The sequence below is a fragment of the Halobacterium sp. BOL4-2 genome (assembly GCF_016917835.2).
Classification (GTDB): Archaea; Halobacteriota; Halobacteria; order Halobacteriales; family Halobacteriaceae; genus Halobacterium; species Halobacterium salinarum.
In genome coordinates, this window is sequence record NZ_CP070332.2 from 1,250,277 (window position 1) to 1,276,309 (window position 26,033).

Annotated in this window: 27 protein-coding genes and 1 pseudogene; 19 read left to right on the forward strand and 9 right to left on the reverse strand. The window is 63.1% G+C overall.

Annotated elements, in window-relative coordinates; all coding sequences use genetic code 11:
- Positions 1 to 34: 34 nt before the first annotated feature.
- Genes JRZ79_RS19920 through JRZ79_RS19930 form a run of 3 tightly spaced genes read left to right on the forward strand, consistent with a single transcriptional unit; the run spans position 35 to position 1,759 of the window.
- Positions 35 to 1,012, forward strand: a complete 978-nt coding sequence (locus tag JRZ79_RS19920; protein WP_205252060.1) for a hypothetical protein — start codon at positions 35 to 37, stop codon at positions 1,010 to 1,012.
- A complete protein-coding gene (locus JRZ79_RS19925) occupies positions 1,009 to 1,437 on the forward strand; it encodes a hypothetical protein (RefSeq protein ID WP_205252061.1) in 429 nt (142 codons plus the stop codon). The genes JRZ79_RS19920 and JRZ79_RS19925 overlap by 4 nt, the downstream gene beginning before the upstream one ends.
- 7 nt (positions 1,438 to 1,444) lie before the next feature.
- Positions 1,445 to 1,759, forward strand: coding sequence for a transcription factor S (locus tag JRZ79_RS19930; protein ID WP_205252062.1), 315 nt, complete (start codon positions 1,445 to 1,447; stop codon positions 1,757 to 1,759).
- 41 nt (positions 1,760 to 1,800) lie between these two features.
- On the opposite strand, the gene JRZ79_RS19935 is transcribed toward JRZ79_RS19930, so the two are convergent.
- Entirely contained in the window at positions 1,801 to 2,661 is an 861-nt protein-coding gene (locus tag JRZ79_RS19935) for a ZIP family metal transporter (RefSeq protein WP_205252063.1), read from the reverse strand.
- 81 nt (positions 2,662 to 2,742) lie between these two features.
- Here JRZ79_RS19935 and JRZ79_RS19940 point away from each other — a divergent pair, with 81 nt between their 5' ends.
- Positions 2,743 to 3,432 carry a DUF2071 domain-containing protein gene (locus JRZ79_RS19940; RefSeq protein WP_205252064.1) on the forward strand — a complete coding sequence of 230 codons (690 nt, stop codon included), beginning with the start codon at positions 2,743 to 2,745 and terminating at the stop codon, positions 3,430 to 3,432.
- Here the strand turns inward: JRZ79_RS19940 and JRZ79_RS19945 are convergent, their stop codons facing one another.
- Entirely contained in the window at positions 3,433 to 4,107 is a 675-nt protein-coding gene (locus JRZ79_RS19945; RefSeq protein WP_010903275.1) for an SDR family oxidoreductase, read from the reverse strand. It abuts the gene before it with no gap.
- 121 nt (positions 4,108 to 4,228) lie between these two features.
- Here JRZ79_RS19945 and JRZ79_RS19950 point away from each other — a divergent pair, with 121 nt between their 5' ends.
- Positions 4,229 to 5,419 (forward strand): redox-regulated ATPase YchF, encoded by a 1,191-nt coding sequence (locus JRZ79_RS19950; protein WP_010903276.1) that lies wholly within the window; start codon positions 4,229 to 4,231, stop codon positions 5,417 to 5,419.
- Between the two features lie 13 nt (positions 5,420 to 5,432).
- On the opposite strand, the gene JRZ79_RS19955 is transcribed toward JRZ79_RS19950, so the two are convergent.
- From JRZ79_RS19955 to crtI, 4 genes are all read right to left on the reverse strand, one after another.
- On the reverse strand, positions 5,433 to 6,386 hold the full coding sequence (locus tag JRZ79_RS19955) for a PAS domain-containing protein (RefSeq protein ID WP_205252065.1): 954 nt from the start codon (positions 6,384 to 6,386) through the stop codon (positions 5,433 to 5,435).
- 53 nt (positions 6,387 to 6,439) lie between these two features.
- Positions 6,440 to 6,871: a universal stress protein gene (locus JRZ79_RS19960; RefSeq protein ID WP_205252066.1), complete on the reverse strand. Its 432-nt coding sequence runs from the start codon at positions 6,869 to 6,871 to the stop codon at positions 6,440 to 6,442.
- Positions 6,872 to 6,934: 63 nt separating this feature from the next.
- Positions 6,935 to 8,323 (reverse strand): deoxyribodipyrimidine photo-lyase, encoded by a 1,389-nt coding sequence (locus JRZ79_RS19965; RefSeq protein WP_205250938.1) that lies wholly within the window; start codon positions 8,321 to 8,323, stop codon positions 6,935 to 6,937.
- Between the two features lie 2 nt (positions 8,324 to 8,325).
- Entirely contained in the window at positions 8,326 to 9,882 is a 1,557-nt protein-coding gene (gene crtI, locus JRZ79_RS19970) for a phytoene desaturase family protein (protein ID WP_012289373.1), read from the reverse strand.
- Positions 9,883 to 9,982: 100 nt separating this feature from the next.
- Here crtI and JRZ79_RS19975 point away from each other — a divergent pair, with 100 nt between their 5' ends.
- From JRZ79_RS19975 to htr7, 3 genes are all read left to right on the forward strand, one after another.
- Positions 9,983 to 10,267, forward strand: coding sequence for a translation initiation factor eIF-1A (locus tag JRZ79_RS19975; RefSeq protein WP_049892515.1), 285 nt, complete (start codon positions 9,983 to 9,985; stop codon positions 10,265 to 10,267).
- Between the two features lie 206 nt (positions 10,268 to 10,473).
- The gene (locus JRZ79_RS19980; RefSeq protein ID WP_010903282.1) at positions 10,474 to 10,761 is read left to right on the forward strand and encodes a hypothetical protein; all 288 of its coding nucleotides are present in this window, start codon (positions 10,474 to 10,476) and stop codon (positions 10,759 to 10,761) included.
- Positions 10,758 to 12,395, forward strand: a complete 1,638-nt coding sequence (gene htr7, locus JRZ79_RS19985) for a chemotaxis signal transducer protein Htr7 (protein ID WP_205252067.1) — start codon at positions 10,758 to 10,760, stop codon at positions 12,393 to 12,395. The genes JRZ79_RS19980 and htr7 overlap by 4 nt, the downstream gene beginning before the upstream one ends.
- A gap of 15 nt (positions 12,396 to 12,410) precedes the next feature.
- Here the strand turns inward: htr7 and cosT are convergent, their stop codons facing one another.
- Both cosT and JRZ79_RS19995 read right to left on the reverse strand, forming a co-directional pair.
- Positions 12,411 to 14,843: a chemotaxis signal transducer protein CosT gene (cosT, locus tag JRZ79_RS19990; RefSeq protein WP_205252068.1), complete on the reverse strand. Its 2,433-nt coding sequence runs from the start codon at positions 14,841 to 14,843 to the stop codon at positions 12,411 to 12,413.
- A gap of 4 nt (positions 14,844 to 14,847) precedes the next feature.
- A complete protein-coding gene (locus JRZ79_RS19995; protein ID WP_231546281.1) occupies positions 14,848 to 15,852 on the reverse strand; it encodes a glycine betaine ABC transporter substrate-binding protein in 1,005 nt (334 codons plus the stop codon).
- An 854-nt stretch (positions 15,853 to 16,706) separates the two neighbouring features.
- On the opposite strand from JRZ79_RS19995, the gene JRZ79_RS20000 reads away from it, so the two are divergent.
- The 3 genes from JRZ79_RS20000 (at position 16,707) to JRZ79_RS26140 (ending at position 18,530) form a co-directional block, all read left to right on the forward strand.
- Entirely contained in the window at positions 16,707 to 17,147 is a 441-nt protein-coding gene (locus tag JRZ79_RS20000; protein WP_231546282.1) for a hypothetical protein, read from the forward strand.
- Between the two features lie 6 nt (positions 17,148 to 17,153).
- Complete coding sequence (locus JRZ79_RS20005; RefSeq protein ID WP_231546283.1) at positions 17,154 to 18,158, forward strand: hypothetical protein; 1,005 nt, start codon at positions 17,154 to 17,156, stop codon at positions 18,156 to 18,158.
- A 237-nt stretch (positions 18,159 to 18,395) separates the two neighbouring features.
- A complete protein-coding gene (locus JRZ79_RS26140) occupies positions 18,396 to 18,530 on the forward strand; it encodes a hypothetical protein (protein ID WP_269751339.1) in 135 nt (44 codons plus the stop codon).
- Positions 18,531 to 19,119: 589 nt separating this feature from the next.
- Here the strand turns inward: JRZ79_RS26140 and JRZ79_RS26210 are convergent.
- Positions 19,120 to 19,218: pseudogene (locus JRZ79_RS26210) on the reverse strand (MarR family transcriptional regulator); the annotation flags it as partial.
- An 836-nt stretch (positions 19,219 to 20,054) separates the two neighbouring features.
- Here JRZ79_RS26210 and JRZ79_RS20010 point away from each other — a divergent pair.
- From JRZ79_RS20010 to JRZ79_RS20045, 8 genes are all read left to right on the forward strand, one after another.
- Positions 20,055 to 20,348 (forward strand): WYL domain-containing protein, encoded by a 294-nt coding sequence (locus JRZ79_RS20010; RefSeq protein ID WP_231546284.1) that lies wholly within the window; start codon positions 20,055 to 20,057, stop codon positions 20,346 to 20,348.
- A gap of 2 nt (positions 20,349 to 20,350) precedes the next feature.
- Positions 20,351 to 20,704 carry a hypothetical protein gene (locus JRZ79_RS20015; protein ID WP_231546285.1) on the forward strand — a complete coding sequence of 118 codons (354 nt, stop codon included), beginning with the start codon at positions 20,351 to 20,353 and terminating at the stop codon, positions 20,702 to 20,704.
- 164 nt (positions 20,705 to 20,868) lie between these two features.
- A complete protein-coding gene (locus JRZ79_RS20020; protein ID WP_231546286.1) occupies positions 20,869 to 21,897 on the forward strand; it encodes a hypothetical protein in 1,029 nt (342 codons plus the stop codon).
- A 65-nt stretch (positions 21,898 to 21,962) separates the two neighbouring features.
- Positions 21,963 to 22,943 (forward strand): hypothetical protein, encoded by a 981-nt coding sequence (locus tag JRZ79_RS20025; RefSeq protein ID WP_231546287.1) that lies wholly within the window; start codon positions 21,963 to 21,965, stop codon positions 22,941 to 22,943.
- Between the two features lie 50 nt (positions 22,944 to 22,993).
- Positions 22,994 to 23,704 (forward strand): hypothetical protein, encoded by a 711-nt coding sequence (locus JRZ79_RS20030; RefSeq protein WP_346347527.1) that lies wholly within the window; start codon positions 22,994 to 22,996, stop codon positions 23,702 to 23,704.
- A gap of 62 nt (positions 23,705 to 23,766) precedes the next feature.
- Positions 23,767 to 25,155: a DUF262 domain-containing protein gene (locus tag JRZ79_RS20035; RefSeq protein ID WP_231546289.1), complete on the forward strand. Its 1,389-nt coding sequence runs from the start codon at positions 23,767 to 23,769 to the stop codon at positions 25,153 to 25,155.
- A gap of 88 nt (positions 25,156 to 25,243) precedes the next feature.
- Positions 25,244 to 25,414: a hypothetical protein gene (locus tag JRZ79_RS20040; protein ID WP_013035302.1), complete on the forward strand. Its 171-nt coding sequence runs from the start codon at positions 25,244 to 25,246 to the stop codon at positions 25,412 to 25,414.
- 108 nt (positions 25,415 to 25,522) lie between these two features.
- Complete coding sequence (locus JRZ79_RS20045; RefSeq protein ID WP_231546290.1) at positions 25,523 to 26,032, forward strand: hypothetical protein; 510 nt, start codon at positions 25,523 to 25,525, stop codon at positions 26,030 to 26,032.
- Position 26,033: the final 1 nt, after the last annotated feature.

Below are 26,033 nucleotides of genomic sequence, written 5' to 3' on the forward strand. Positions count from 1 at the left end.
ACCGTTAAGACCACCGCACAGTAAGTTCGAACGAATGCCCGACGGCACGTCGGATGGCGTCGAGAGCGTGACTCTGGAGGGGCCGGCCGCCGCCTGGTTGGCCGCGCGCGCCGAGGAGCTGGGCCACGAGGAGGACGCGTTTCTGAAACGCGTGGTGGCCGCCTATCGGAGCGTCGAAGACGGCGAGCTGGCAGCCGACGAGGGGGTCGGTGACCGGCTGACGGAGGTGACGAGCCGCGTCGATGAACTGGAGGCGCAACTCGACGACCACGAGGCGACAGTCGACGAGTTGGTGGAGGACATCCGGGAGCGCGTGGTGCAGGTGAAACGCGAGACCGACGGGAAAGCCGACGCCGGCCACGGTCACCCCGAGTTGGCGGCCGACATCGAGGCGGCGCTGGCGGCCGCCGAGCACGCCGAGGGGACCGTGGACGCGGTGGCGGAGGACGTGACCGCGGTGACCGAGCGCGTCGACGCGGGCTTCGAGAACTTCGAGGCGGTGGCCGAGTCCCTAGACGAGGAGGCAGCGGGGCTCTCGGAGAAGGTGTCGACGCTCGCGCAGGCGGTGGTGTCGATGCGGGAGGCCGTGCGGAGCGTCGGCGCGGCCGAAGCCCGGCGGGCGCGGGTGGACGCCCTGAAGCGTGCGGCGAACGTCGCGGGCGTGCGGACGGCGGACTGCGAGGGGTGTGAGCAGGCCGTGGACGTCGCGCTGCTGACGGCCCCGGAGTGTCCGTTCTGTGGCGCGGCGTTCGCGGACGTATCACCGGATCCGGGCTGGTTCAGCAATCACACGCTGGAAACCGGCGAGACGCCGGCGCTTGCGGCCGGCGGCCCGCAGGGCAACGGCGAGGGGGAGGACTCCGATCAGTCGTGGCTCGGGGCGGAGACGGAGGCACTGGAGCGGATGGCGTCCGCGGGTGATTCCCGCGGGGACGGCGACGGGCCGATGGAGCCGTCCGAGGTGCTCGACGCCGACGCCGAGGACGCCGGCAACGACGGTGGTGGGGCGTGAGCGACGACGAGACCGACGAGCCGCTGGCCGACGTGCGCCGACGGATCGACGAGCGCCGCGACCACGACGACGACGACGGCGGAGCCGATGTCGCGGCGTTGTTCGAGGAGATGTCGGTCGCCGAGATCGACGAGGACGCGGTGTGGACGGCGCTCGCGACGGACGCCGACAGCGCGGCGGCGGCACCGTCGAGTGCAGCCGCGACCGACAGCGCGGCGGCCGACGACGGGGAGACGACCGTCGTGGAGTCGAGTCTCTGTCATGGCTGTCCGCACTTCGCCGCGCCGCCGGAGATGGGCTGCACCCACGAGGGCACGACGATCGCGGCGATGGTGGACGTGGATCATTTCCGGGTGGTTGACTGTCCGATCGTCGCCCGGCGGGCGGGAGACGACCCGAGTGATTTTTCCGCCGACCGCGAGTAATCGAGGTATGCAGTTCTGCGACGAGTGTGGCTCGATGATGCACAAACAGGACGGCGAGATGGTGTGTGCGTCCTGTGGCGCGAGCGCCGACAGCCAGGGCAGCGAGGGGTTCGTGGAGACCGCCAGCCAGGACACCAGCGATGTCATCGAGACCAGCGAGGCCGCGGCCTCCGAGGGGAAGCCGACCGCCGAGGAGACGTGTCCGGAGTGTGGCCACGGCGAGGCGTGGTACACGATCAAGCAGACCGGAAGCGCCGACGAGCCGCCAACGCGATTTTTCAAGTGCCAGGACTGCGGCAACCGGTGGCGGGACTACAACTGACCGACCCGGGAGACGCCCGCAGTTGTCGGATTCGGGTGTAGCTACTGCAGGAGAACCCACGCCGCGGCGACCACGGCGGCACCGAGGCCGGTGGAGGCGACGGCGTGGAGGCGCAGGCGGTCGAGCAGGGCGTGGTCGTGGTCGTGGGCGGAGCGCGTGACCGCGTCGTGGACGTCGCTGCCGGTCTCGCAGTGCGGCAGGAAGTCCATCGCGACGTGCAGGAAGATGCCCGCGGCGAACCCGAAGACGACCGCCCGGAAGACCGGGGCAGTGGGGAACGAAACGACGGTGACGGCGAGCGCGGCGATGCCGACGCCGGCGGCGGGCAACAGCAGCATCGCCGGGGAGCGGTCGGTGCGGGCGAGGCGGCGGGCGGCGGCGTAGCCGGCGGGGCCTTTGTGCGAGACGATGGCGAGACCGAGGAGGGGGCCGAGGCCGGGCATGGCGGTGTAGACGACGCCGATGATGGAGCCGGCGGCCAGCGAGTGCGCGGAGAGTTCGGCGGTGGTGCGGTCCAGCGGGAGGTCGAGGTGCGAGAGCCGGTGGCCGATGGTGTGCGCGCCGAACCCGGTGAGGATGCCGGCCGCGACGCCGAACCCGCCCGGTTTGGCGGCGTAGCCGATGGCCTGCGGGAGGAGGAAGGCGGCAGCGCTGGCGATCATTGCGCCGCTGGCGAGGCCGTACCCCCAGACGAGCCCACGGGGGTGGTCGGCGGTGGTGTGGCCGCCGAGCGCGGCGGCGCCGGCCATCGCGGTGAACGCCACCCAGGAGATGCCCACCAGTTTGGGGGCGTCTCCGGTGCGAGAGACGTACGCTGAGAGGGCGAGGAAGACGATGGCGCTGGCTGCGCCGAGCCGGATCGTGCGGGCGCGTGCGCTCGACGTGGAGTGTGAAACCGACATTCGATTATTAAATCTGTACCCAGTATTAACAACCTGTCGGTTGGCGACAGCGCCAAGCTGCCGGCGCACGAACCCGCTGGTATGGACGTGCTATCCATGCGGTGGGCCGACGTCTTGGTGGCGAGCTGGCCGGTCGACCCCGAGGTCGTCGCCGACCGACTCCCCGACCGCGTCGGCGTCGACACCCACGACGGCGACGCGTACCTCTCGGTGGTCCCGTTCGTGATGGAGAACATCCGTCCTCGCGGTCTCCCGTCGGGTGTCGGCCGCACCTTCGGGGAGTTGAACCTCCGCACGTACGTCACGGTGGACGGCCGCCCCGGCATCTACTTCTTCAACCTGGACGCCACCGACGCCCTGGGGGTCCGGGTCGCCCGCCGGCTGTTCGGGCTGCCGTACTACACCGCGGACATGCGGATCGAACGCCGCGCGGGCGGCGCGCTCGCGGTTCGCAGCACCCGCACGCACGCCGGCCAGCCGTCGCTTGCCTTCGACGCGACGTACGAGCAAGCGGGCGCGTGCTCGCGCGCTACCCCCGGGTCGCTGACCGCGTTCCTCCTGGAGCGGTATCGGTTTTTCGTCGCCAGCGAGGACGGCACCCTCTACCAGGGAGCGGTCGACCACGACCCCTGGCAGCTCGCCGACGCCACCCTGGACGTCCGCCGGAACGACCTCTTCACCGCCAACGGGTTCGAGCAGCCCGCCGGCAGCCCCCACATCGCCTACAGTCCTGGCGTCGACGTCACCGCTGGGCTGCCCACGGTGGTCTGATCACCGGGTCGCCTGCTTCCAGTCTTTCAGCCCGACCACGCCGCCGTCGAGGGTGTCGGGGACCGACGCCGCCCACGTGAACAACCCCCCGACGTCGGCCGGATCGCGGCCCCCCATGCCGTGGAGTTCGGTGTCGACCGCGCCGGGATCGACGCAGCCGACGGCCGGCTCGCAGTCGACCGCGAACTGCCTCGCAACCCCCTCCGCGGCGGCTTTCGACACGGCGTACGCGCCGAAGCCGGGTTTCGGGTCGGTGGCGACGCTGCCGGTTGGGACGAGCACGCGGCCGTCGCTGTCCATGTGCGGGAGCGCCTCGCGCACGGTCGCGAACACCCCGCGCACGTTCGTCCGGATGGTGTCGTCGAACGTGCTGTAGCCCGTTTCCCCGAGCGGCGTGTGTCCGGCGTCGCCGTGGTAGACGGCGGCGCACGGAACGACCACGTCGATGCCGGAGGAATCACCCGCCCGGGAGGCCGTCTCCATCAGTCGCTCGGCGTCGAACTCGTCGCGCGCGTCGGCCCGCAGCCACTCCGCGCCGATCTCCGCGGCGAGCGTTTCGATGGCGTCCCGGTTCCGGCCGCCGAGCACGACGGTGGCGCCGTCGTCGGCGAACGCGTGGGCTGCTTCGCTTCCGATACCGCCGGCCGCCCCAGTCACGACGACTGTCTCGCTCATACGCCACCGTGGAGCGCCGCCAGCGTAAAAGCGCCGGTGCCACAGCGGTGGGTCTGTCCCGGGTTCGCACACGGCCCGCAGGTAGCAATCCGTTTAGGCGAGAACCCCCTGCCGGTGATCAATGAGCTATCGCGTCGGCCTGGTGGGCAAGCCCTCGGTGGGCAAGTCCACGTTTTTCAACGCAGCGACGAACAACGACGTGCCGGAGGGCGCGTACCCGTTCACCACCATCGACCCCGCGGTCGGCGAAGCGTACGTTCGTGTGGAGTGTGCCGCCCCCGAGTTCGGCGAGGAGTGCACGCCCGCAACGGGGTTCTGCGAGGACGGCACGCGGTTCGTCCCGACGAAGCTCGTGGACGTCGCGGGCCTCATCCCGGGCGCTCACGAGGGCGCGGGTCTCGGCAACCAGTTCCTCACGGACCTCAACGAGGCGGACGTGCTCATCCACGTGGTCGATTTCTCCGGCACGACGGACATCGAGGGCGAGGCGACCGAGGGCCACGACCCCCGCGAGGACATCGACTTCCTCGAAACGGAGCTCGATCAGTGGTACCTCGACGTCCTAGAGAAGGGGATCGAGCGCTACGAGGGCCAGCACATGGCGGACGCCACCCTCGAAGTCGAGTTGGCCGAGCAGATGAGCGCGTTCCGCACGAGCCCCGAGGAGGTCAAGCAGGTGTTGTTGGCCCTGGATCTGGCGTTCGACCCGGACACCTGGGACGACGCCGACCGCCTCGAACTCGCCCGCGAGATGCGCACCCGCACCAAGCCCATGGTGGTCGCGGCGAACAAGATGGACACCCCGGAAGCCCAAGCCAACTGGGCGGCGATCACCGACGACGACGAGTACGACCACTTGGAGTTCGTGCCCGTGAGCGCGCACGCCGAGCAGGCGCTCACGCAGGCCGACCAGGGCGGCGTGGTCGACTACCGGGCGGGCGACGACGCGTTCACGATCGTCGGCGAGCCAAGCGACGACCAGCGCGCTGGCCTGGAGTCGATCCGGGAGTTCGTCACCGAGTACGGCGGCACCGGCGTGCAGTCCGCGATCGAGGCGGCGCTGTTCGACGCGCTCGGCGTCAAGCCCGTCTTCCCCGGGTCGGCGAACGGCCTGGGCACCGCCGACGGGCGCGTGCTGCCCGACGTGTTCTTGCTTGAACCCGACGCGACCGCCGAAGACTTCGCGTACGCCGTTCACTCCGATGTCGGTGACGGCTTCCTGCACGCCGTTGACTGCCGGGCGAACCGCCAGATCGCCGCCGACCAGGACCTCGACTCGCGGGCGGTCATCGAGATCATCTCGACGAACTGACCGACGCCGGCGGCTACTGGGGGTCGACGGCGCGCTCGGAGTCGCCGACGGCGTACTCGTGGGCTGCGTCGAGCAGCGACCGGATGCGATCGTGGTCGGGGTCCGCCGACGCCATCTGGGAGATGGCGTCCTCGATGTGGGTGGCCGCGCCGGCGAGTCGGTGGCGGCGCTCGTAGGCCGTGGTGACGTCCGCAACCACGGTCAACACGGTGTCGGCGTCCGTGTCCGGGTCGTCGAACGGGAGCTTGTAGACTTCCTCGACGCGATCGTCGCCGATGACGCGGTCGTCGACGTGCTGTTCGGGGATGTGCAGCGCCTCGTCGTCGGCGATGACCTGTTCGTCCTCGCGGTGGAAGCGTTCCACGAGATCCGGGGGGAGGAACTCGTCCTCGCGGTGCCCTTCGACGGCGTCGGGGTCCAGCCCGTAGTTCGACGCCCCCGAGTCGTTGACGAGGAGGTACTCGCCGTCGAGTGTCTTTTCGAGGACGCACTGTGGCAGCGAGTCGATCACCCGCCGGAGCCGGCGCTCAGTGTGTGACATCGACTCGCGGTCGCGGCGCCGCTCGACGGCGGCCCGAACGCGGTTCGCGAGCACCCGGGCTGTGTCCCCGTCCGGCCGGGCACGCACGTGGGCCGTCGCCCCGGCGTCGATGGCCGATCCGGCAGCAACACTGCCGTCGGGGTCGTCGACCACCACCACGGGAACGTCGGCGTCCGCGAGCCGCGCCACCACGGAGACGATGTCAACGCCGTGGAGACCGGTTTCGGCGACGACACAGCCGGCGTCGTCGGAGACCGACATCGGGTCGGTCGTGGGTGTGACGGCGATCGTGACGTCGCCGGCAACGCGTTCGAGGCGGGCCGCGGTGCGCTCACCGGCCGCGCCGCCGCTGCCGAGGACGTACGTCACGCTGATCGTGTCCGTCACAGCCTGTCGTTCGTGCAACTCGTCTGAGCGGGAATCCATGTCTCGGGCCACACCGACGAGCCACAAATACGTTGGCCCCGACGCCGCGGTGCTCAGTCCTCGGTGACCGGGACCGTCAACACGGGTGTTTCGGTCGACTCGACGACGTCCCGGGAGACGCTGCCGAGCATGGACTGCTCGAAGTCGCCGCGCCGCGTCCCCATCACGACGAGGTCCGCGCCGTCCTCGGCGAGTACCGCGAGGATTTCATCCGCGGGGTCGCCGTCGCGGACGTACGTTTCGGTGTCAACCCCCGCCTTCGAGAGGCGGTCGGCGGCGTGTTCGACGGCGCGCTCGCCCTGCGTGCGGAGCTGCGCCGTGGCTTCGTCCTGCATGCCGTCGTCGAGCGTGAGGAACGCCCGATCGTCGAGGACGTACAGCACGTCAACGGTGGCGTCCCGGCGGCCGGCCACGTCGGCGGCGTGCTCAACAACGCGGTCCATCGAGTCACTGTCGTCCACCGGGAGCAGGATCCGGTCGTACATGGCCGGCGCTACGGGGACACGCGGTAAAACCGCCGCGGAATCAGCGTGTGGCCGCGGCCCGGGTCACGCGTCCCCGTCCAGGGCCGCTTCGAAGACGCGCTGGGCGCGCTCGTAGGCGTGATCGCGGTCGACGATCGGGTGGTGGTAGTCGGGCGCGAGGCGTTCGCGCTGGGAGTGGCGCAGCGTCGGCCAGTCCACGATGGTCTCGGGGTCGACGCCGCGCAGCTCGGGGACGTACTCGGTGACGAACGCCGCATCGGAATCGTATTTCGCCATCTGGCTGACCGGATCGAAGATACGGACGGCGACCGTGTCCGTCCCGGTGGAGGCGGTCCACTGCCAGTTCGCGGCGTTGTTCGCGGGGTCGTAATCCACCAGCCGGTCGGCGAAGTGGCGCTCGCCGCGCCGCCAGTCCACCAGGAGGTGTTTCGTGAGGAAGCTGGCGACCACCTGCCGGGGGCGGTTGTGGACGTACCCCTCCGCGCGGAGCTGGCGCATGCCGGCGTCCACCAGCGGGTAGCCGGTCTCCCCCCGGGTCCACGCCTCGAAGTGGTCGTCGCTGTTCTGCCACGCGATCGGGGCGTCGAAGCTGACGTAGTTTTCCGTCTGGAGGCGGGGGGTGTGGTACAGCAGGTGGTAGTTCTGCTCGCGCCAGGACAGCTCGTAGCGGTATTTCCCGATGTTCCGCGCCGCGTCCCCAGTGGCGTCGTCGTAGGCGTCGGCGACGGCCGCCCACACCTCCCGGACGCCGATGTTGCCGGCGGCGAGATACGGCGACAGCCGGGAGACGGCGCTGGTGGGGGCGTCGACCGCCGCCGCGAGGTCGTCCCGGGTGTCGTTGTACGACGCGATGCCGTCGTCGAGGAACGCCGCGAGGCGGTCGGTGGCGGCCGCGTGCCCCGCATCCGGGAGCGGCGGCTCGGGGGCCGGGACCGAGAGCGTGTGGTCGTCGTGGACGTCGGCCAGCGCGTCGGCGTCCGGCGCGGGCACCGGGTCGGGTTTCGGTGCCTGCTGCCAGTCGTCGTAGAACTGGCTGTGAGAGGGGTAGGCGTCGTCGAGGGTCGCGGGGTCGACGAGCGTGTGGTCGACGTGGCCCGCGGTGTCGACGCCTGCGGCGGCGAGCGCGTCCGCGACCCGCGTGCGGCGGTTCCGCCGTGCGGCGTCGTAGTGGGCGGCGTGGAACACGGTGTCGGCGTCGAACTCGTCGGCCAGCGCCGGCAGCACGGATTCGGCGTCGCCCTCGCGGACGAGGAGGTCGCTGCCGCGCTCGCGGTACGCCGCCCGCAGTGCGCGCACGCCGGCGGCGAGGAACGCGCGCTTGGGGCGGCCCACCTGGGAGAGCACGGTGTCGTCGAAGACGTAGACGGGCACGACGGTGTCGCCGTCGGTGGCGGCGTGGAGGCCGCGGTTGTCGGGAACGCGGAGGTCGCGTTGGTGCCAGTACAGGTGCATGGTCAGTCGGCCGTGGTCGGCGTGTCGAAGTTGAACTCCCCGGGGACGGCCAGCGGGTCGGTCGAGCCCGACGCCGCGGGATCGTCGTCGATGACGGCTTTGGTGACGTGCTCGCCGCTGATGAGACACATGGGCATGCCGATCCCGGGGTTCGTGTACGCGCCGACGTAGTAGTGGCCGTCGGGGCCGTCGCGCTTTCCCGGGCGCAACGGCCCGGTTTGGAACAGCGTGTGCGCCAGGCCAAGCGCCGTCCCGCCGGGGTCGCCGAACTGCTCGCTGAACTCCGAGACGCAGGCGGACTCCTCGACGACGATGCGGTCCCGGAGGTCGACGCCGGTCTGGGCCGCCAGCGTCCCCAGCAGGCGGTCGCGGTACTGCGCCCGGATCTCGGGGGTGTCGTCGAGGCCGGGCGCGATCGGGAGCAGGATGACCACCGCTTCGTGGCCGTCGGGCGCGACGGTGTCGTCGGTCTTCGACGCCACCGAGAGGTAGAACGCCGGATCATCGGGCCACCCCGGGTCGTCGAAGAGCTGGGCGAAGTGGCCGTCCCAGTCCGGGGGCAACACCAGCGAGTGGTGCGCGAGTGGCTCCACGTCGCCCTCGACGCCGAGGTAGAACATGAGCGCCGACGGCGCGTACGTCTGGTCGTCCCAGTAGTCGGGGGCGTGGTCGCGGCCGCCGGTGTCGAGGAGTTCGCGCTCGGCGTACGCGGGGTTGGCGTTGTTCACCACGAGGTCCGTGGTTCGTGTGCCGTCGTCGGTGGCGAGCGTGAACTCGCCGCGGCGGCCGCTGATGGCGTTGACGCCGACCCCGGTTTCGATCGTTGCGCCCTGCTCGACGGCGAGCTCGGCGAGCGCGTCGACGACCCCGGCGATGCCGCCCTCGGGGTAGAAGACGTTGCCGTTGAGGTCGACGTGGCTCATGATGGAGTACAGTGCGGGCGTGTTGTGCGGTGCACCACCCAGGAACACCAGCGTGTATTCGAGGAGCTGGCGGAGCTTGGGGTGGTCGAAGAACCGCGAGACGTAGTCGTCCATGTTCCCGAACAGCCGCAGCCGGGACGCCAGCGGGAGCATGTCGGTGCTCGCGTAATCCCGGAACGCCGTCCGGTCGGGGTAGACGACGCGGTTCATCGCGAGATCGTAGTTGGTGGCGGCGCGGTCGAGGTACGTCGCGAGCGCGTCGCCGGCGCCCTCTTCGTAGGACTCGAACAGCTCGTGGGCGTTGCGCCGGTTGGGTTCGATCGTCGCGCTGTCGCCGTCCGTCCAGAACACCCGGTACTGGGGGTCGAGGCGGGTGAGCTCGTAGAAGTCGTGTGGGTCGTGGTCGAAGTGATCGAAGAACCGTTCGAAGACGTCCGGCATCAGATACCAGGACGGCCCGGTGTCGAACCGGAACCCGTCGCGTTCGAGGACGCCGGCGCGGCCGCCGACGGTGTCGTGTTGTTCGAGTAGTGTGACGCTGGCACCGGCGCGGGCGAGGTAGGCCGCCGCGGCGAGCCCGCCGAAGCCGCCGCCCACGACAGTCACGTCACGCTCACCGGGTAGGCTCCCCTGCATGGAGTGGTGTTGGATCGCCGGCAACAAAAAGCCGGGTTGTGACTGATGGGGCATCGCGGGGGACCGCGCCCTTTTACTGTGGCGGGCGCGTAGGCAGCGTGTGAGCGATGAGTCAGGGCGGCGGAACCTCCGAATGCCCAACGACGACGAAGTGTTTGCGGTCGTCAAGCGACACGACGGCGGGAACCACGTGACGCTGCAGTGCGAGGACGGCAAAGAGCGGATGGGACGCATTCCCGGCCGCATGAAGTACCGGACGTGGATCAACGAGGGCGACGTCGTGCTCGCCGAGCCGTGGGACTGGCAGGACGAGAAGGCGAACGTCGAGTGGCGGTACTCCGACCAGGACGCCGATCAGCTCCGCGAAGAAGGCCACATCGAATAACCGCGCCCACAGCAGGCCGCGCCGCGACCGCTTCTCGCCCCGCATAGCTGTGCTTCTCGTCGCGCGATCGGAGAGTCCGCGCCGCGTGCCAGTCGATGCCACCTGATCCCGTGCACGCGTCCGGACGCAAAATCTTTCACCGAAACGTGTGTGAGAGAGTACCGTTCGGGTAACATTCCTACGTTCTCGGGAAGTAAGTGTGTGCAATGGCAGCAATTGGGGCGTTCGGTGTTCTGGAAGTCGTGGGATTGATCGTGGCCGTGCTGGGGTTGTTCCCGGTGGTGAGCCAGTACAAGGAGAGCACGAAGCTGTTCACGGTCGGCTACCTCCTGCTCGTGGTCGGGATGGTGGCGACCAACCTCGAAGCCGTGGTTCTGCCGGTCGTGTTGAACGCCACTGAGCACGTCGTCGGCATCGGGCTCGCGGGCGTGACGTTCCTGTTCGCGGCCTACCAGCGCCGGCAAGGGATGACGGCAACGGAGGACACGGCATGAGTGGGGCTGCCGTCTTCGTTGACGCGGTCGTTGCGCCCCTCGGCGACGCGGTCGGCGCGATCGGGTTCGGTGCCGCGGCCGCGCTCGGCTACCGGAACTACCGGGACACGGACGCTGAAGCGGCGTTCTGGATGGCGTTCACGTTCGCCTCACTGCTCGGCGTGACGTGGACGGTGTCGCTCATGCTGGAGAAAGCCGGTGTCGCCACGCAGATCTTCAACCTCGCGACGGGGCCGCTGATGGCGACGACAGTGGCGGTGTTCGCGATCGGCGGGACTGCGACGCTGGCCATCGTCGAGGACATGGAGGCGCTGGTCGAGGAGCGCGCCCAGCGCCGCCAGGAGGCCGAGGAAGAGCGCGCCGAGGCGGAGCGCGCCCGCGAGAAGGCCGAACAGAAACAGGCCGAAGCCGAGCGGCAGACGGCCGAGGCCGAATCGGCCAAACAGGACGCACGGGAACGCAGCGCGGAGATCGAGCAGTTGGCGGCGGACCTCGAATCCCAGGCGACCGAAGTCGGAGCGACGCTGGAAGCGGCGTCGGACGGGGATCTGACCGCCAGGGTGGATGCCACGACCGACAACGCGGAGATCGCCGAAGTGGCAACCGTCGTCAACGACATGCTGACGACGATGGAGCGCACGATCGACGAGATCCAGGGGTTCTCGACGAACGTCACGACGGCCAGCCGGGAAGCCACCGCCGGCGCAAAGGAGATCCAGGACGCCAGCCAGACGGTCAGCGAGTCCGTCCAGGAGATCGCCGCCGGCACCGACGACCAACGCGAGCAACTGGAGTCGGTCGCCGAGGAGATGGATTCGTACTCCGCGACCGTCGAGGAGGTGGCGGCGACCGCACAGAGCGTCGCGGACACCGCAGCCGACACCACGGACGTCGCGACGGCGGGCAAACAGACCGCCGAGGACGCCATCGACGCGATCGACGCCGTCCAGGAGACCATGCAGACGACGGTCGCCAACGTCGACGCGCTCGAAGATCTCACGACCGAGATCGACGACATCGCGGAGCTCATCAGCGACATCGCCGAGCAGACGAACATGCTGGCGTTGAACGCCAACATCGAAGCCGCTCGTGCGGGATCGGGCGGCGGTAGCAACGGGGACGGCTTCGCGGTGGTCGCCGACGAGGTCAAAGAGCTGGCCACCGAGAGCCAGCGCTCGGCCAAGGACATCGCGGAGCTCATCGAGGAAGTGCAGTCACAGACGGCCACGACGGTCGAGGAGATCCGGGTCGCCGAGCAGCGCGTCAACGACGGGGCGGCGGCCGTCGAGGAGACCGTCGACGCGTTCGGGGCGGTGACCGAGAACATCCAGGAGACGACCGACGGCGTCCAAGAGATCAGTCAGGCGATGGACGAGCAGGCCCAGCGCTCCGAGCGCGTCGTTTCCAGCGTCGACGACATCGCCACGATCAGCCAGGCAACAGCCGATCGCGCCGAGAACGTGTCCGCAGCCTCCGAAGAACAGACCGCATCGATCACCGAGGTGACCAGTAGCCTGCAGTCACTGGCCGCGCAGGCGGACACCCTCGAAGACCGGTTGAACGAGTTCCGGACCGAGACCACCGGCACGGCGCACGGCGAAGCAACCGACGCGCCCGCCGGACAGTCGGACTGACCGGCTGCGGTCTGGTCAGTCGGTCTGCGTGGGCGTGGCGTCCCGGTCGGCATCGACCTCGAACTCCGACAGCAGCGCTTTGAGCTGTTCGGCCTGGCCGCTGAGCGACTCGACGCTGTCGCTGATCTCGGACATCGACGCGGCCTGCTCCTCTGCGGCGGCGGAGACGCTCTGTGCCTCCCCAGCAGTGGAGTCACTGAGATCCGCGACCTCCTCGGTCATCGACACCGCCTCCTCGGTGCTGGCGGCCTGATCGTCGGTGGTGTCGCTGATCTCCTGGACGCCCGTGTCGGTCTCGTCGGCGTGGTCGGACACTGCGGTGAACGCGTCCACGACCTCCTCGACCGCGTCGATCCCCGCGTCCATGGACTCCTCGGCGGCCCTGGCTTCGGCGACAGTGGCGGTCGTCTGGGACTGCACCTCGGTGATGCGGCGCTCGATGTCGCCGGCTGACTCCTGGGTTTCCTCGGCGAGGTCCTTGACCTCGTCAGCAACGACCGCGAAGCCGTCGCCGCTCTTGTCGGCGCGAGCGGCCTCGATGTTGGCGTTCAACGCCAGCATGTTCGTCTGCTCGGCGATGTCCGAAATCAAGTCCACGATCTCGCTGATCTCCGCCATCTGGTCGTCGAGGGCCTCGACGTTCTGCACGGTCGCGTCGATTGCCTCCTGCACCGTCAGCGAGCGCTCGATGGCGTCCTCGGCGGTCTGCTCGCCGTCGCGCGCGATCTCGGCGGTCTGATGGGAGTGCTCGGCGACCGAATCGGCGGACGCCGCCACCTCCTCGATGGCCGCCGACAGGTCAGTCATCTCCCCGGACACCGTGTCCAGCATGTTGCGCTGCTCGTCGGCCGCGCCGGCGATCTCCTGGACGGATTCGCTGACCTGGCCGCTGGCGCGCTCGGCGTCGGCGGCTCCGACTTCGGCCTCCTCGCTGGCGGTGGCGACCGCGTCGGCGAACTCCTGGATGTCGATGATGGTGTGCTCCCACTGCGCGAGCATCTCGTTGAACGACGCCGCGATCGCCGCCATCGCCTCGTTGTCCGTGTCGTCGGCGGGCATGCGGCGGGTGAGGTCGCCGTCGGCGCACGCCGCCATCACGTCGCTGTACCGCTCGGCCTGCGCTTCGAGTTCGGCCGCCAACGCTTCCGCGTCGGCTTTCGCGTCCTCGGCGCGCTCCCGGGCGTCCTCGGCGCGCTCGCGCTCCGCTTCCGCGTCCTGCTGGGCCTCCGTGGCCTGCTCGCGGGCGGCCTCGGCCTCGTCGATCTGGGTGACCAACGCGTCACGCATGCTCCCGATGGACGCGAACAGTTGCCCGATCTCGTCCCGGCGAGAGCTCGCCACGTCCACGTCGTAGTTCCCGGCCTCGATCTCCGCTGCGGCCGCCGAGAGGGACTGCACCGCGGCCGCGGTGTTGCGCCCAATGGTACCACCGACCAGAACCACGCCCACGAGCGCGACCAGAATGAACCCGAGGATCCCGGTGCGGATCTGGTTGCTCAACGCGAACGCGCTCTCGGAGGGCGCGTGCTTGACGACCACCCAGTTCTTCCCGGGCACGGTCGTGTACGCGGCGACGTACTCACGGTCGAGCACGCTGTCTTTCGTCGGGGTGTTCGTGAACTGTCCCTGCTCGGTGGCCGAGTCGAGCGCCGGGATCTCGGACTGCGACCGGTCCGGGATGTAGGGCTGCCCGACGGCGTCAGTTCCGGCGTCCGAGAACAACACCGCCGTCGCGTCCGAGGTCGGACGCACGACCTGCGTGAACGTGCCGTCGATGCCGGCACCGAACTGGTCGCTGAGATCCCCCGCGGTGTACTCCACGACGAGAACGTGTGTCAGGTCCGCTGCGACGCTCATCGAGCTGACGACCCGCTGGCCGCCGGCGGTCCGGTAGGGGTTCGTGGACACCACGGTGTCGCGGCCGATGGATCGCGTGCGGTCCACCCACGGGTGGGTGTCCGCCGATACGCGCGTGCCACGGGCGTCCTCGTCGGTGCTTGCAACGATGCGCGCGTCGCTCGCCCCGCCGACGGTGGGGTCAGCGACGTGGACGTCGGCGATCCGATCGGCGTCCAGTTCGGCCGCCACGAGCTGTGTCACGTACGCCTGTTTGTCGGCGGCCGTGGTGTTGAACCCGAGCCGCGGGTTGTTCGACGCGATGAGCACGGACTGCTCGTTGCGTTCCAGCCAGTCGCCGATCACGGTCGCATCGGAGACGGCCTCCTGTTCGAGTTGTTGTTCGGTGTTCGCCTCCAGCGTGGCGGTGGCGTCGGCTTGCACCCAGAATCCGCCGGCCGCGATGATCACGAGGATCACCAGCAACGCGACCGCGAACTTCACCAGGTACGACCGCAGCGGCAGCAAGGCGATGGCTTTCACGCGATCCAGCGGGGCCGTGTCTGTGGACGACGGCGAGTTGTCGCCGGCGTCGGCCGTGGGTTCGGACATGGGGTCAGATGAAGTCGTTGTTCTGCAAGTGGTCGGCGGCCGCCTGCTGGTTCCCGCTCGCAGCGGCGCGACTGTTCAACGCCTGCATCGTCTCCGCGTCGGGGATCGCGTCGGGCATCGTGTTCAGCGCCGCCACCACCGCGTCGGTGGCAACGTCCTCGTGAACGACGCCGACGGGATGGAAGAACGGCCAGAAGTTCCGGTCGTCGTCGAGCACACGAACGTTGTCGACGTCGGTGAGCCAGGCGCTGGTGCTGTACCCGACCCCCAGATCGGCGTACCCTTCGTCGACCGCAGTGCCGGCGGCCTGTGCGGACGCGGTCTCCAGGAACTCGCGCTCGGATGCCCACGCGGTCACGCGCTCGGGGTCGAACTCGTAGTAGTCGAACAGCGCGTCCAGGCCGTCACTCCGGGAGCGGAACCCGTCGCCGAACGCGGGCCTGATGTCGTAGTTTCGGCTGTTGACGTGCGCCGCGAGGTCGCTGATCGACTGGATGCCCGTGCCCTCGACGGCGCGCTCGGCGACGAACACCGCCCACGTGTTCTGCCAGTCCGCGCGATCCAGGATGCGGATCGGGTGTTCGGCCTCCATCTCCGATTTCAGCGCGTCGTACTGGGCGTCCGGCGTGTCGAAGTCGGCGCTGTCGTGTTTCGGCGGGTGCGACGACCACAGCGACCCCATGTAGTCGTAGTAGGCGTGGACGTTCCCGGTCCGGTACGCCTCGGAGATGGCTGTGTTCCCCCCGAAGCCGGTTTCGTCGACGAGGGTCGCGTTCGTGGTGTTTGCCAGGAGCTCGTAGGCGACGTATCCGAGCGTCACCTGCTCGGCGTACCCCTTCGAGCCGACAACGATCGACGACGAGCCACTGTCGCCGCCGCCGGTGGATGTGGTGTCACCACCCCCGGTGATCGTGGTACAGCCAGCGACTGCGGTCGTCCCCCCTGCCGCCAGCATCCCGAGCAGCCGCCGCCGGCTGCTGGTGCTGGCGTGTTCTGGTGTGTCCATCATGTCTGGCCCTAGCCGGACTGTGTCAAAAGTCCGTTGGCGATAGTATCAACGGTGATACTCACATACGATACAACAGTTAGCGCGCACAATAAGTTCGACAGAAAATAACAGGCGTGGACAGCCAGCGGATTGGCTGCTCGACGCCGGGGCACCCAGTGTCAGTCAGAGATCCCACGCCAGTGGCAAGCGATAGCGCGGGGACGGGCCGAAAGCTTCCTGACGTGCGGATCCACCACGCACTCTCAGTCGGTTCTGCAGGGCTAAGCTTCCCAGCCTTGCGCTGGTTGCTGGAGTACTAAAACGAATAGCCGAATTGATCGGTGAAACACACTGCAATAGCCATAATTCGATCATTGTGGACAAACGAAGGGCGGTCCGTTTCATGCGACAGATGTCATCCCGTGACATTTGACGAACATCAGAGACCAAACCGGCGAACGGTACTGAACTCATTCGGCGTGGGTGCTGCAGGGATGGCAACGATTCCGGGATTTCGCACATGCACAGCAACAGGATGGCCCGGCAACGGAGGTCCAAGCCGACACGAGAAAATATCAATTTCTGGTACCGCCACCGCGTCCAGCGAGGAAGATCGGGACGACTAGGTTCCCGACGGGAGTACGGATCTGTATCACGAGTTCCCAAAGATGGGTAGCTACAACGTGCGTCCGGGGAACGTGAAGTTCACAAACGACGTACGGAAAGCACCTGATCGTCCACGTGGCGGTGCCCGTGCGAAGGTCCGGATGGAACCCGGTCGACAGATCTGTAACGACGGCCAAGACGGGTACTGCACCCCGACAGTTCAGGATGGTTATAACAACAAAAGCGCAACCGTGGTTCAAGACTGGGATATGCCAGTCAACGACATTCCAAAAGAAGAACTCATCACCGGTACTGACCCCGAAGGACAAGTCGATGATGTTACCGGGACCCGAAGTGCCTCTATCTCGCTCGGAGCGTCATCGGGCGGAATCTCTGGATCAGTTGGTTACAGTAGCAGTGTGAATTTTCCGGGGGCTGAACTCACGGACGCAACAACGCTTGCCACCGGTGAGGCAGAACACCAATTCAAGATCAACAAACCGAGCCACAACTCATCGACCAACAACGCCGTATTTGAGGTCGGAAGCGTGGCTCAGTGGGAACCCGACTGTGCCAACGACAGGCGGCCGACCCGGCGTACGATGGTCATCATCAATGTCGACCTGCAGTGGGGCCTAGATGTCCCGGTCGGAAAGTGGGGTGACGTAATATCTGACAACAAGTCATTTAGCTACGTGACCACTTGTTAGAGAATAATGTCTCCGGGTAAGTCACGACGGCGAGTCCTCGCGGGTGCCGGTAGTGTCATACTCGGCGGGAGTGTCGTAGCCTTCGGCACTGACGCCATCACCGCCAACGGAAACACAACTGGTTCCACCCAACTCGGCGCTGATGACCTTACCGCTGGAACGATTCCGGCGAGCGCAGACACACTCGCCGTGGCTCATATCGACCGAGGGGAGCCTCCAGAGTCTGTCCGTGCCGTCGCCGGATTAGTGGCGGAAGCCCTTCCGTTTGCTTCAGTTCCCGCCCGACTCCGTAGGCTGATGTCCACAGATTCGTCCCAGACCGTTGATGCGTCGCGCATCGGAAAACTCGCATTCATCGGTTCTGCCGGTGGTCGTGGTGCGGTCGTCGTCTGGGCAAACTGGACGGAAGAACACTTCGTTGACTTCGTCGGTGTCGATGGTTCCACCGACCGCCAGACTGAGATGCGCCACGACAGGGCAATGTACACCGACGGGGAAACGGCCGGGAGCGTGCTCGCAGATACCGCGTTCGTCGTCGGTCACCCGTCGATCGTCGCGGACACCATCGGAGTCTGGCATGGTGATATGGACCCAGTCGGCGGATCGACTCTTCGGACGTACTCCCTGACCCAGCGACAGTCCCCGTTTCGGTTCAGCCTCGGTGACATTCAATTACCGTGTAGCTCCGTTAGGCCTGTTCGGAAACCACCAGTGTACGACCACGTTACACGTCGGTATGGGGCTATCTCGGACGACGGAGAGCTTCGTGTGTCAATGACGCTGGACTCACAGGCACCCACCACAGCACTTGCAGCCGCGCTCCGTCAAGACCTTGGGCTTGCCGGAGCGGCGGCTGCTCGGGTAGACCTCCCAAGTGATGCCGTTTCGGCACTCTCTGTCCATGAGGAAGCCAACGCCGTGGCAGTCCAGTTCTCTCCCACGGATAGACCACGCCAGGGTACGCTTACCGATCTCTTCTGTTCCCTTTCCCAGCTCGTTACAGAGGAGTAACAAGGGGAGGTCCGCTAGACGGCCCTCCATTATGTTACCGTGATGCGAAGCTTTCTAGTTGAGCTCCCTGGCGTTGTCTGACGAGCCATCTCGATTGACGCCAGTACCATTGGCAGGATAACGGTCACGACGGCAGTTCTCTCCGAGAGAGAGGATAAGCTCGCGGCCCTCGATTTCTTTGAAACAGTCACCAATCAGAAGAAGGGCCGAGTTGTTGCGACGAAAAGCCCACACTCGGTGACCTCCACAGCCCGGGACACCGAGACATCCATGATCTCCCCTATTGTACCCGACAAGGCAGGCGACGCGTTTCTCGCCGCCGGCCGAGTCGGCGTCAACGAGCGCGACGTTCTCGATGGGACCGTCCAGTAGTGTTGGGTACCGTGAGCCTCAACGCTGAGGAAGCCTCGTGACTTACCTGTGCTCCGCTGTCGAGAAACTGCAACGAGTTCGATTTTTCCGATCACATAGGTTCCTCCGGAGCATGGTGCTCGCACATACGTGGGGGCTCGTTCCGGTAACTCTCGCAAGTCTCTGGTGGCAGTTCGAGACCGGTCGTGGTTTCCTTCGTTAGTCCAGAGGAAACATCGATTCGGGCAGAGATAACTGACTTCGACCAGAGATTGTCATTCACCGTGGCCGGATTCGAGAGTTAGGGCGCCTCAAGCCATACATACCGCGATATTTGGGAGGTCTGCTTCAGAAGGTCGATCGTCATCCGAGAGGTCGTGTCAAGTAAATCTAGAGACAGTGGATAGGTATTATCGCTGCGTCGATGAACATACCGCCCCCTTCTGGGGCCGCAGGTTCGTCCCAATCATCAGCAATCTTTTGAGTGCGACGACCACTCTTTCAGTGCAACGAAAATTAGCATTGACACAGCTCGCAGTCTTCCGTTTCAACTGCCTTACTCTGGCGACCTGACCCAGCGCTATCTAGCGGTTAAACACGGCCCTTAACCGATATCCAGCTTTTCGATCAACGGCATCGAATAACTAGCGCGGCCAGAGCCGCTATCGAGGACAAGGGTGTGACACACTACCTCCGAATGATCAAGGTCAGAACGACGCTCGAACGAATTGGGAGCGAGCTAGACTATCATCGCGGTCGGTTCGGGTTCTACCAGCAGTTCCATGGCGAAACCGGTGATCGGCTTACAACAAGGAAGTTCGGAGCCAGCCTGCACACAATATCTTCTGGGTGGATGTCGATATCAGCTCGGGCATGACTGCACTCAACGCATTCCAAGATGCCTTTGAATTCGGCCCCCAGAAGAGCCACTGCTTGTACCCGTGTTCACAGCTCAAAAGGCGCGTGGGCGGACCTACTACGGATCGCTGTGGGTGCTAGGTTCTGTGGTCCCTTCTTTTGTACTGACCTGGAAGCCTTCGAGCCGTGGTTGTGCCTGTTCAGCCTGCTCGGTGAGGGACTCGACGTTTGCTGTCACTTCAGTGGCCGTGTCCAGGACGGTGGGGCTGCTGATGAAGCACCCAAGCGCGAACTACGAGAGGAAACTGGCCTCGGCACTCGAACCAGTAACTATTACCGACTCACAAAACTATTTATAGAATATCGCTGAGCCATACCCAAATCGGCAGCCAGCGCGACGATTCTTCCAAGATGGAGTAGATATTTGAATACACTCGTATCGGTTACGCGTGGAAACTCTCGTCACAATTTCGGCAGGTAGCCCACTGACCTGCCTTCACTTTCTGCTTTTCACCGCACTCAGGGCACTCACGCCAAACTGAGCGATTCCCGTAGGACATACCCTTACTAACAGAATCCTATTGTAAATCTCTAACTCGTAATTCGAGCGTCCAATTGCCGGACTACTTTCACCTCGGTTAGATAGCCTTCTTGACAGTCGGTTACAAAGTACGGACCACACTCAGTATGAGCGATATCATCTGTAAAGCGATTCAGGAGCAGAAGGTAATCGAATTCACCTACGACGGCCATCATCGAAAGGTCGAACCCTACTGCCACGGCCGGAGCAAGAAGGGCAAGGAGTCGCTTCGAGGCTACCAAATTGCGGGAGGGAGTAACTCGCGGCGAGTCCCATTCTGGCGTCTCTTTACCGTAGCGAAGATGGGGAACCTGACGCTGATAGACGAGTCGTTCACTGGGGACCGGGCTCACTACAACCCGAACGATAAGGACCTGTCTCCGATTCACTGCAACATCTGACGATGGACAAGGAACGTGCGAAAGAACTGATGCTCGAAGAACGAGAAGATGACGAAGGTTTCAAAGACTCGATTGTCGTCCTCGAAATGGACCTCATCGAGGAGGACGCGGGTATCATTCGGGGCGAACTGATAATCGAAGGCGAGGTTGATACGACCGGCAGTCTCCTCGTACCGCTCAATGAACCAAAGCCAGAGAATTGGCAAGACCTCGAAGTTGGGGAGACGAAAGCGTACGGTCTTCGGATTGATTCTCGGAAGGAGACGCTGCGTGAGAAGATGGGCGCATTCTTCAGTCGTAGTTTGGAGGAAGGGCGCGTACAAGACTTCGTTCCTGGAACCCCTCCCGGAACGTAGATAATCTCTAAGACGTTCAAAAGGGCCATAATAGAGGTATAACGGCGATTTGAGCTTGATTCTTGTTCTTCATTTCACTTTCACCTCGCCACCGTTATATTTTATATGAATGTCTACGTAGTATCACTTGTCTCCCATCGAAACACACCGGAGACTGAATACAAATGGCCGCGACAAAGCTCATTCCGTACAAAGTACAGATTCATCCGAATGGGGAAGCCAGCCAGGACGACCTCTGGGACTTAACGGACCTCCAGCAATACGATACCACCGTACAGAGCCAACTTGGGGCATCTAGTGAGGCTCCTTCAGTCTCGGACGTCGAGACATTCACCGACCTGTTTCGGTCGTTCTGCCAGTACTATGAATCGAACCTCGCTGACCTCGGAGAAGAAGTCGAGCGTCTCTCAAACGTAACCCTCGCGCTCAGTACAGACTGGGAGTCATCCGAGCAAGTGGTTGAAGGGAATCTCTATCTCGGAAATTACGGAGTCGTACGGAACCTCGTTGACAGACAGAGCGGCGAACGACGAGAACGAGGCCGAGACATCGATGACGCCGAAGAGAAGCCGCTCTACTTTATGACGTACACTCCCTCGGGGAACGCTAAGGAAGCGTATCTCTTCTTGGAACGTTCACGGCGTTACGGAGCGAAAGAGCCCTTCTATATCACTCTCCGTCGGTGGATTCGGGAGTACTACTCCGATGAAGTCAACGTAAAGATAGACCCCGTCAGAACAGAGGATATCTTCCCGAAGATGCGAGAGGCTGATAGGACGGTTCGTCTCCGGTTAGAGAAAGATGGGTCTCCGGACCAGCTTCACTCTGACTTTGATTCGGTCTTTGACCAGGAAGAGATGAAGCAGGCAATCGAATTCCGACCAGAGGGCGGCGACGATATGAACCTCGTCGTCGACGAACTCGAAGCTTGGTACAACGATTCAGAGACGGCATTCGAGACGATAGACGACGTCTCGTATAACAACGTCAAAATCACCATCGAGAAGAACAACTCTGACGAGACAATCTCGCTCACAAAGGGCGAAGCGGAACTACGGAAGAACATTGACCTCAGCGATATAGCTGAGGAAGGAGATATTCCAGTTCTCTCGGAAATTTCCTCGCGGGCTCATGGATTCCTCACGACGGTTACTGGAGGTAGGACCGGAACAAGTAGTCTCTTCAGTAGTTAGCCCTGAAGAGGCATCCTAAATTCAAAACAGTAAACACATCTGTTGAGATATTCCTATCTTGAATAATGCCTGCTGAACGCAGCGATTGTATGCGGCCTTCAGATGACGTTGTATTAGGAATTCTCAATTTAGGAGGTGGTTCTGGAACGAGTAAAAGTATTCAATCAACATATGAGAGTGACGCAAACAAAAGACAGGTCTTGAGAGATGTCTCGGATGATGCACAGAATGTCGAACTTTCGACTATAGATATTACTCAAAGGCTCTGGATTCTTCACGACCTTGGCTTAGTTGAGTACTTAGGACATGGTGAATTTAGAATCACCGACCAGGGTCGGGCTTACTACAACGATGAAGGAGTGGTAGAGCTACCCTCTATCAAAACGGGATGGCGTAGGAAACTTGGTAGGGTGGTTGCCCGGCGAGGAAAAGGTGTAGTCATCTCTATTCTGTCGGTGATTGGACTCATATTTTTTCTTCGAGCCAGTATTACCAATGTTTGTGAACTAGGCTTGGGCACTTCTTTAATTGCGTTTGTGATTCTCCCAATCACGCTAGCATTGGTCGTTCTACATTTAATTGATATGGCAAAGCCGCTCAATATCTTCCTAATAAATACTCTCTCTATTGTCGAAAGTAATGGGTTGGGTGATGGAGAGGTATCTAGTGAAGATATTGATGCATCAGCTGCAGCCATCTCAAATTCATTTAGAAGTTATACTGTCCTTGGACTGTGTGTTTTGCTAGGTGCTGGTACCCTGTTAGCTACTCAGTTTACTCTCAATACCCAAGTCTATGGCCTGATATTCGACTTGTTCGGCGGTGTTTTCCTCGGGTTCCAGGCAATTCACGCCTCAAGAGGACAACTGCGTAGCTCCGGAAAAGACCTTGCACTTTTTGATTTTGGTTCAGAAACAGTAGAGGTTACCGATGGTATCTGGGGCATCTTTTTTCTCATCATTGGGTTTGGCATTCAAGGGTTGGCACAAATCCCGTGGGGTACTGTCCTCCACACGTTATTTGGAAACGTCCCCAGCATTTGCTAAGTTGGTGAAAAATACTATTTGCGAGTGTTCAATGGCGAATAAATAAGAATATGACAAGGACGGACCAAGTGAATCGGTTTTACCAGTTAATGACTGAGTTAGAGGAGACTGTCGGCGGGAAACAGAAGCTCAAGGACTGCACCGGCTATATGGACTGGCCCGACCGAGGCGTCTACTTCTTTTTTGCATCAGACGAAGACAGCGACGCCGGTGACCAGCTTCGGATTACTCGCATCGGGACTCACGCTGTCTCCGAGGGAAGTAGTACCTCGCTCTGGGACCGACTCAGAACGCATCGCGGAGCAAAGCGGGGAACCTACGAAGGCGGCGGGAACCACCGAGGCTCTGTCTTCCGAAAACGAGTCGGCGAGGCGTTCGTTGAGCGTGATTCCCTGAATAATGAGTATCCGCATTGGGGCGAGGGCTCAAGCGCGAAGCGGGAACGCCGACTTGATGAACTCGAGATGGAGCGGCGAGTAAGCGGCTATCTTCGGGACCTGCCGTTCCTCTGGCTCAACGTTGACGACGAACCAAGCGCCGAGAGTCAACGGGCCTACATCGAACGAAACACGATTGCGCTCCTCAGTAACTACCAGCGAGAGGCCGTTGATGCTCGCGCAGATAATTGGCTGGGAAATCATAGTCGGAGCAAGAAAATCCGCGAATCCGGACTGTGGAATGTGAACCACGTCGATGAAGACTACGACCCTGATTTTCTCGACCTCCTCCGCGACCAGATAGAGGAAACTTCGTCAGTCTAAGAATCGACCGCCATCGTAGCGACAGGACACTATTATAATGGTAATGTCTGTACAGCAATAGTATGGCAATCTACGTCGATGACCCTCTCAATTCGAATGACGAAGACTGGGACATCAGCAAGTTCCACAGCGATAGCGAATACTTCGTTAAGCGGCCACCCTACCAGCGAAAGACCGTCTGGGATACCGGAAAGAAGAAGGAACTAATCGATAGCTTCGTTCGCCAACTCTACGTCCCGCCTGTTGTAATCCGACAAGTTGTCCTCGACGGTAACGACCTCCGTCTCGAAGTCGTCGACGGCCAACAGCGAATTACCGCGATTCAAGAGTTCTTCGAGGACGAATTCGCACTCCCCGATAGCCCCGAACTCCGCGAACTCAACCCGGAACACGAGATTGCTGGGAAACGATACTCCGAACTTAGCGAGGACGTCCAAGAGTATATCGACTCTCAGTGTTCGCTCAAAGTCATCAAGCTGCGCGGCATCGACGACCCCGACGACAAGCGCCATCAGGAGTTAGCCACGAAGGTATTCTGGCGACTCCAGCAGGGCGAACACCTGACCAACATCGAGAAGAACCACAGTAAGACCTACAGCCCCGTTCGGAACTTCATCGTCCAGACAGCCGACGACATCAGCTTCGACCGAGAGAATTACGAAAGCCGCGACGACAACCCAAATCGCCACGAGTTCTTCACGCTTCTCGCTCGGAACAACGACCGACTTCAGCAACTCTCACTCCTTGCTCGCTTCATCCTGATTGAGATTGATGAAGGCCCGACGAAGGTCACCGGGAAGGAGGTCACCAAACTATTCGATTGCAAGCGAGAGGGGTTCACTGTCCACGAGGACTTAGAGGAGTTCAAACAACGCGATGAGATTCAGCGCGTTCAGCGGATACTCGACCTCCTTACGGAACTGTACCGAGATACCGACCTGAAGAACGGGAACGGAGAGATAGAGTTCCTAAACAAGGAGTACTTCATCCTCAGCCTGTATTCGCTCATCCGTGAGTTAGAGTACGGCGATTACAACTTCGGGCGAGACAACTACGACGAGGTTCGGGACTTCACCGAGGAGTGGTTCAAGCGGTTCGAAGTTGAGGATACAGACGACAGCGAAATGCTCCAATTCAAGGAGGCTCGCCAGCAGAACCGAGGAGCAGTCAACAAGCGACACTACATCCTCGAAAACGCCTTCTGGGAGACAGAGCCCGATATTCAAGAGACGGACAGCCAACGGGCATTCTCCCGAGCGCAGCGAATTAAGCTCTTCATCGAGAGTGACCGCATCTGCGAGATGTGCGTAGAGGAAGGGAAAACCGAAGAGGAGGCAAAAGTGTCTTGGAGTAATTGGGACGCCGACCACATCGAGGAACACTCACAGGGCGGCCAGACTGTTCTCGAAAACGCACGGGTCCTCTGTCCCCATCATAATCGGAGCCGATAGCATCCAGCAGTATCATTAATATCCTGACAGCCATCTGGTTAAATGGCGATTCTCGATGACTGATGCACCATTAGCGCCCCGTCGACCGATGGACGACAACAAAGGATTAGGCGAGGGAATGACCAGCGTCGACATCTACTGTCACCGCCAGCACAAAGGACAATGGCAACAAGAGGCCGACGAACAAGGAATCAGCCTGAGTCGTTATTTGGTCGAACTCGTTCAGGAAGCTCGCTGGCAGAGACATAACGACGACTGAGACGGCGAAGTCCGAAACATCGTTTTCCTCCGAAATCGGGACATAGACCGCGTTTTTACCGGTAATATCATTAACCTAACAACCTAATGACTATTCGGAGGTTCTAGTATGACAGAGACATCTGTGGACAGCCCCAGCGACGAACGGGACTTCCAAACGCTCCACAAGAATACGACCAGAGCCGAACTCTTCCCCGCCAAACAGCACAAAGAGGAATGGTGGGAAGAAGCCGAACACGAAGGGTCCAGCCTCAGCCGGTACCTCTACGACCTGATTCAGGAAGCCCGGATGTATCGGGACAGCGGCGCACCCTTCATCCAAACACAGGACCAGACAGTCAAGCAACTCCAAAACAAAATCGACGACCTCCAAACGCAACTTGAAGAGGCTCGACAAGGCGGCGGTGGTCGAACCCACCTCAGTATCGATGACCTCGTCACTCGGGTACTGGACCAGCAGTACCAATCACTAGACGAACTCATAGAGCGCGTTTCTGCTAGTGACGATGTCACCCAACACCTCCAACGACAAATCGAGAACCGGCTGTACGCCTTAGCTGAGAACGGGCAAGTTGAATTCCAGCGGGGGCACGGCTGGCGGCTCAAGGAGGAGAACTAAC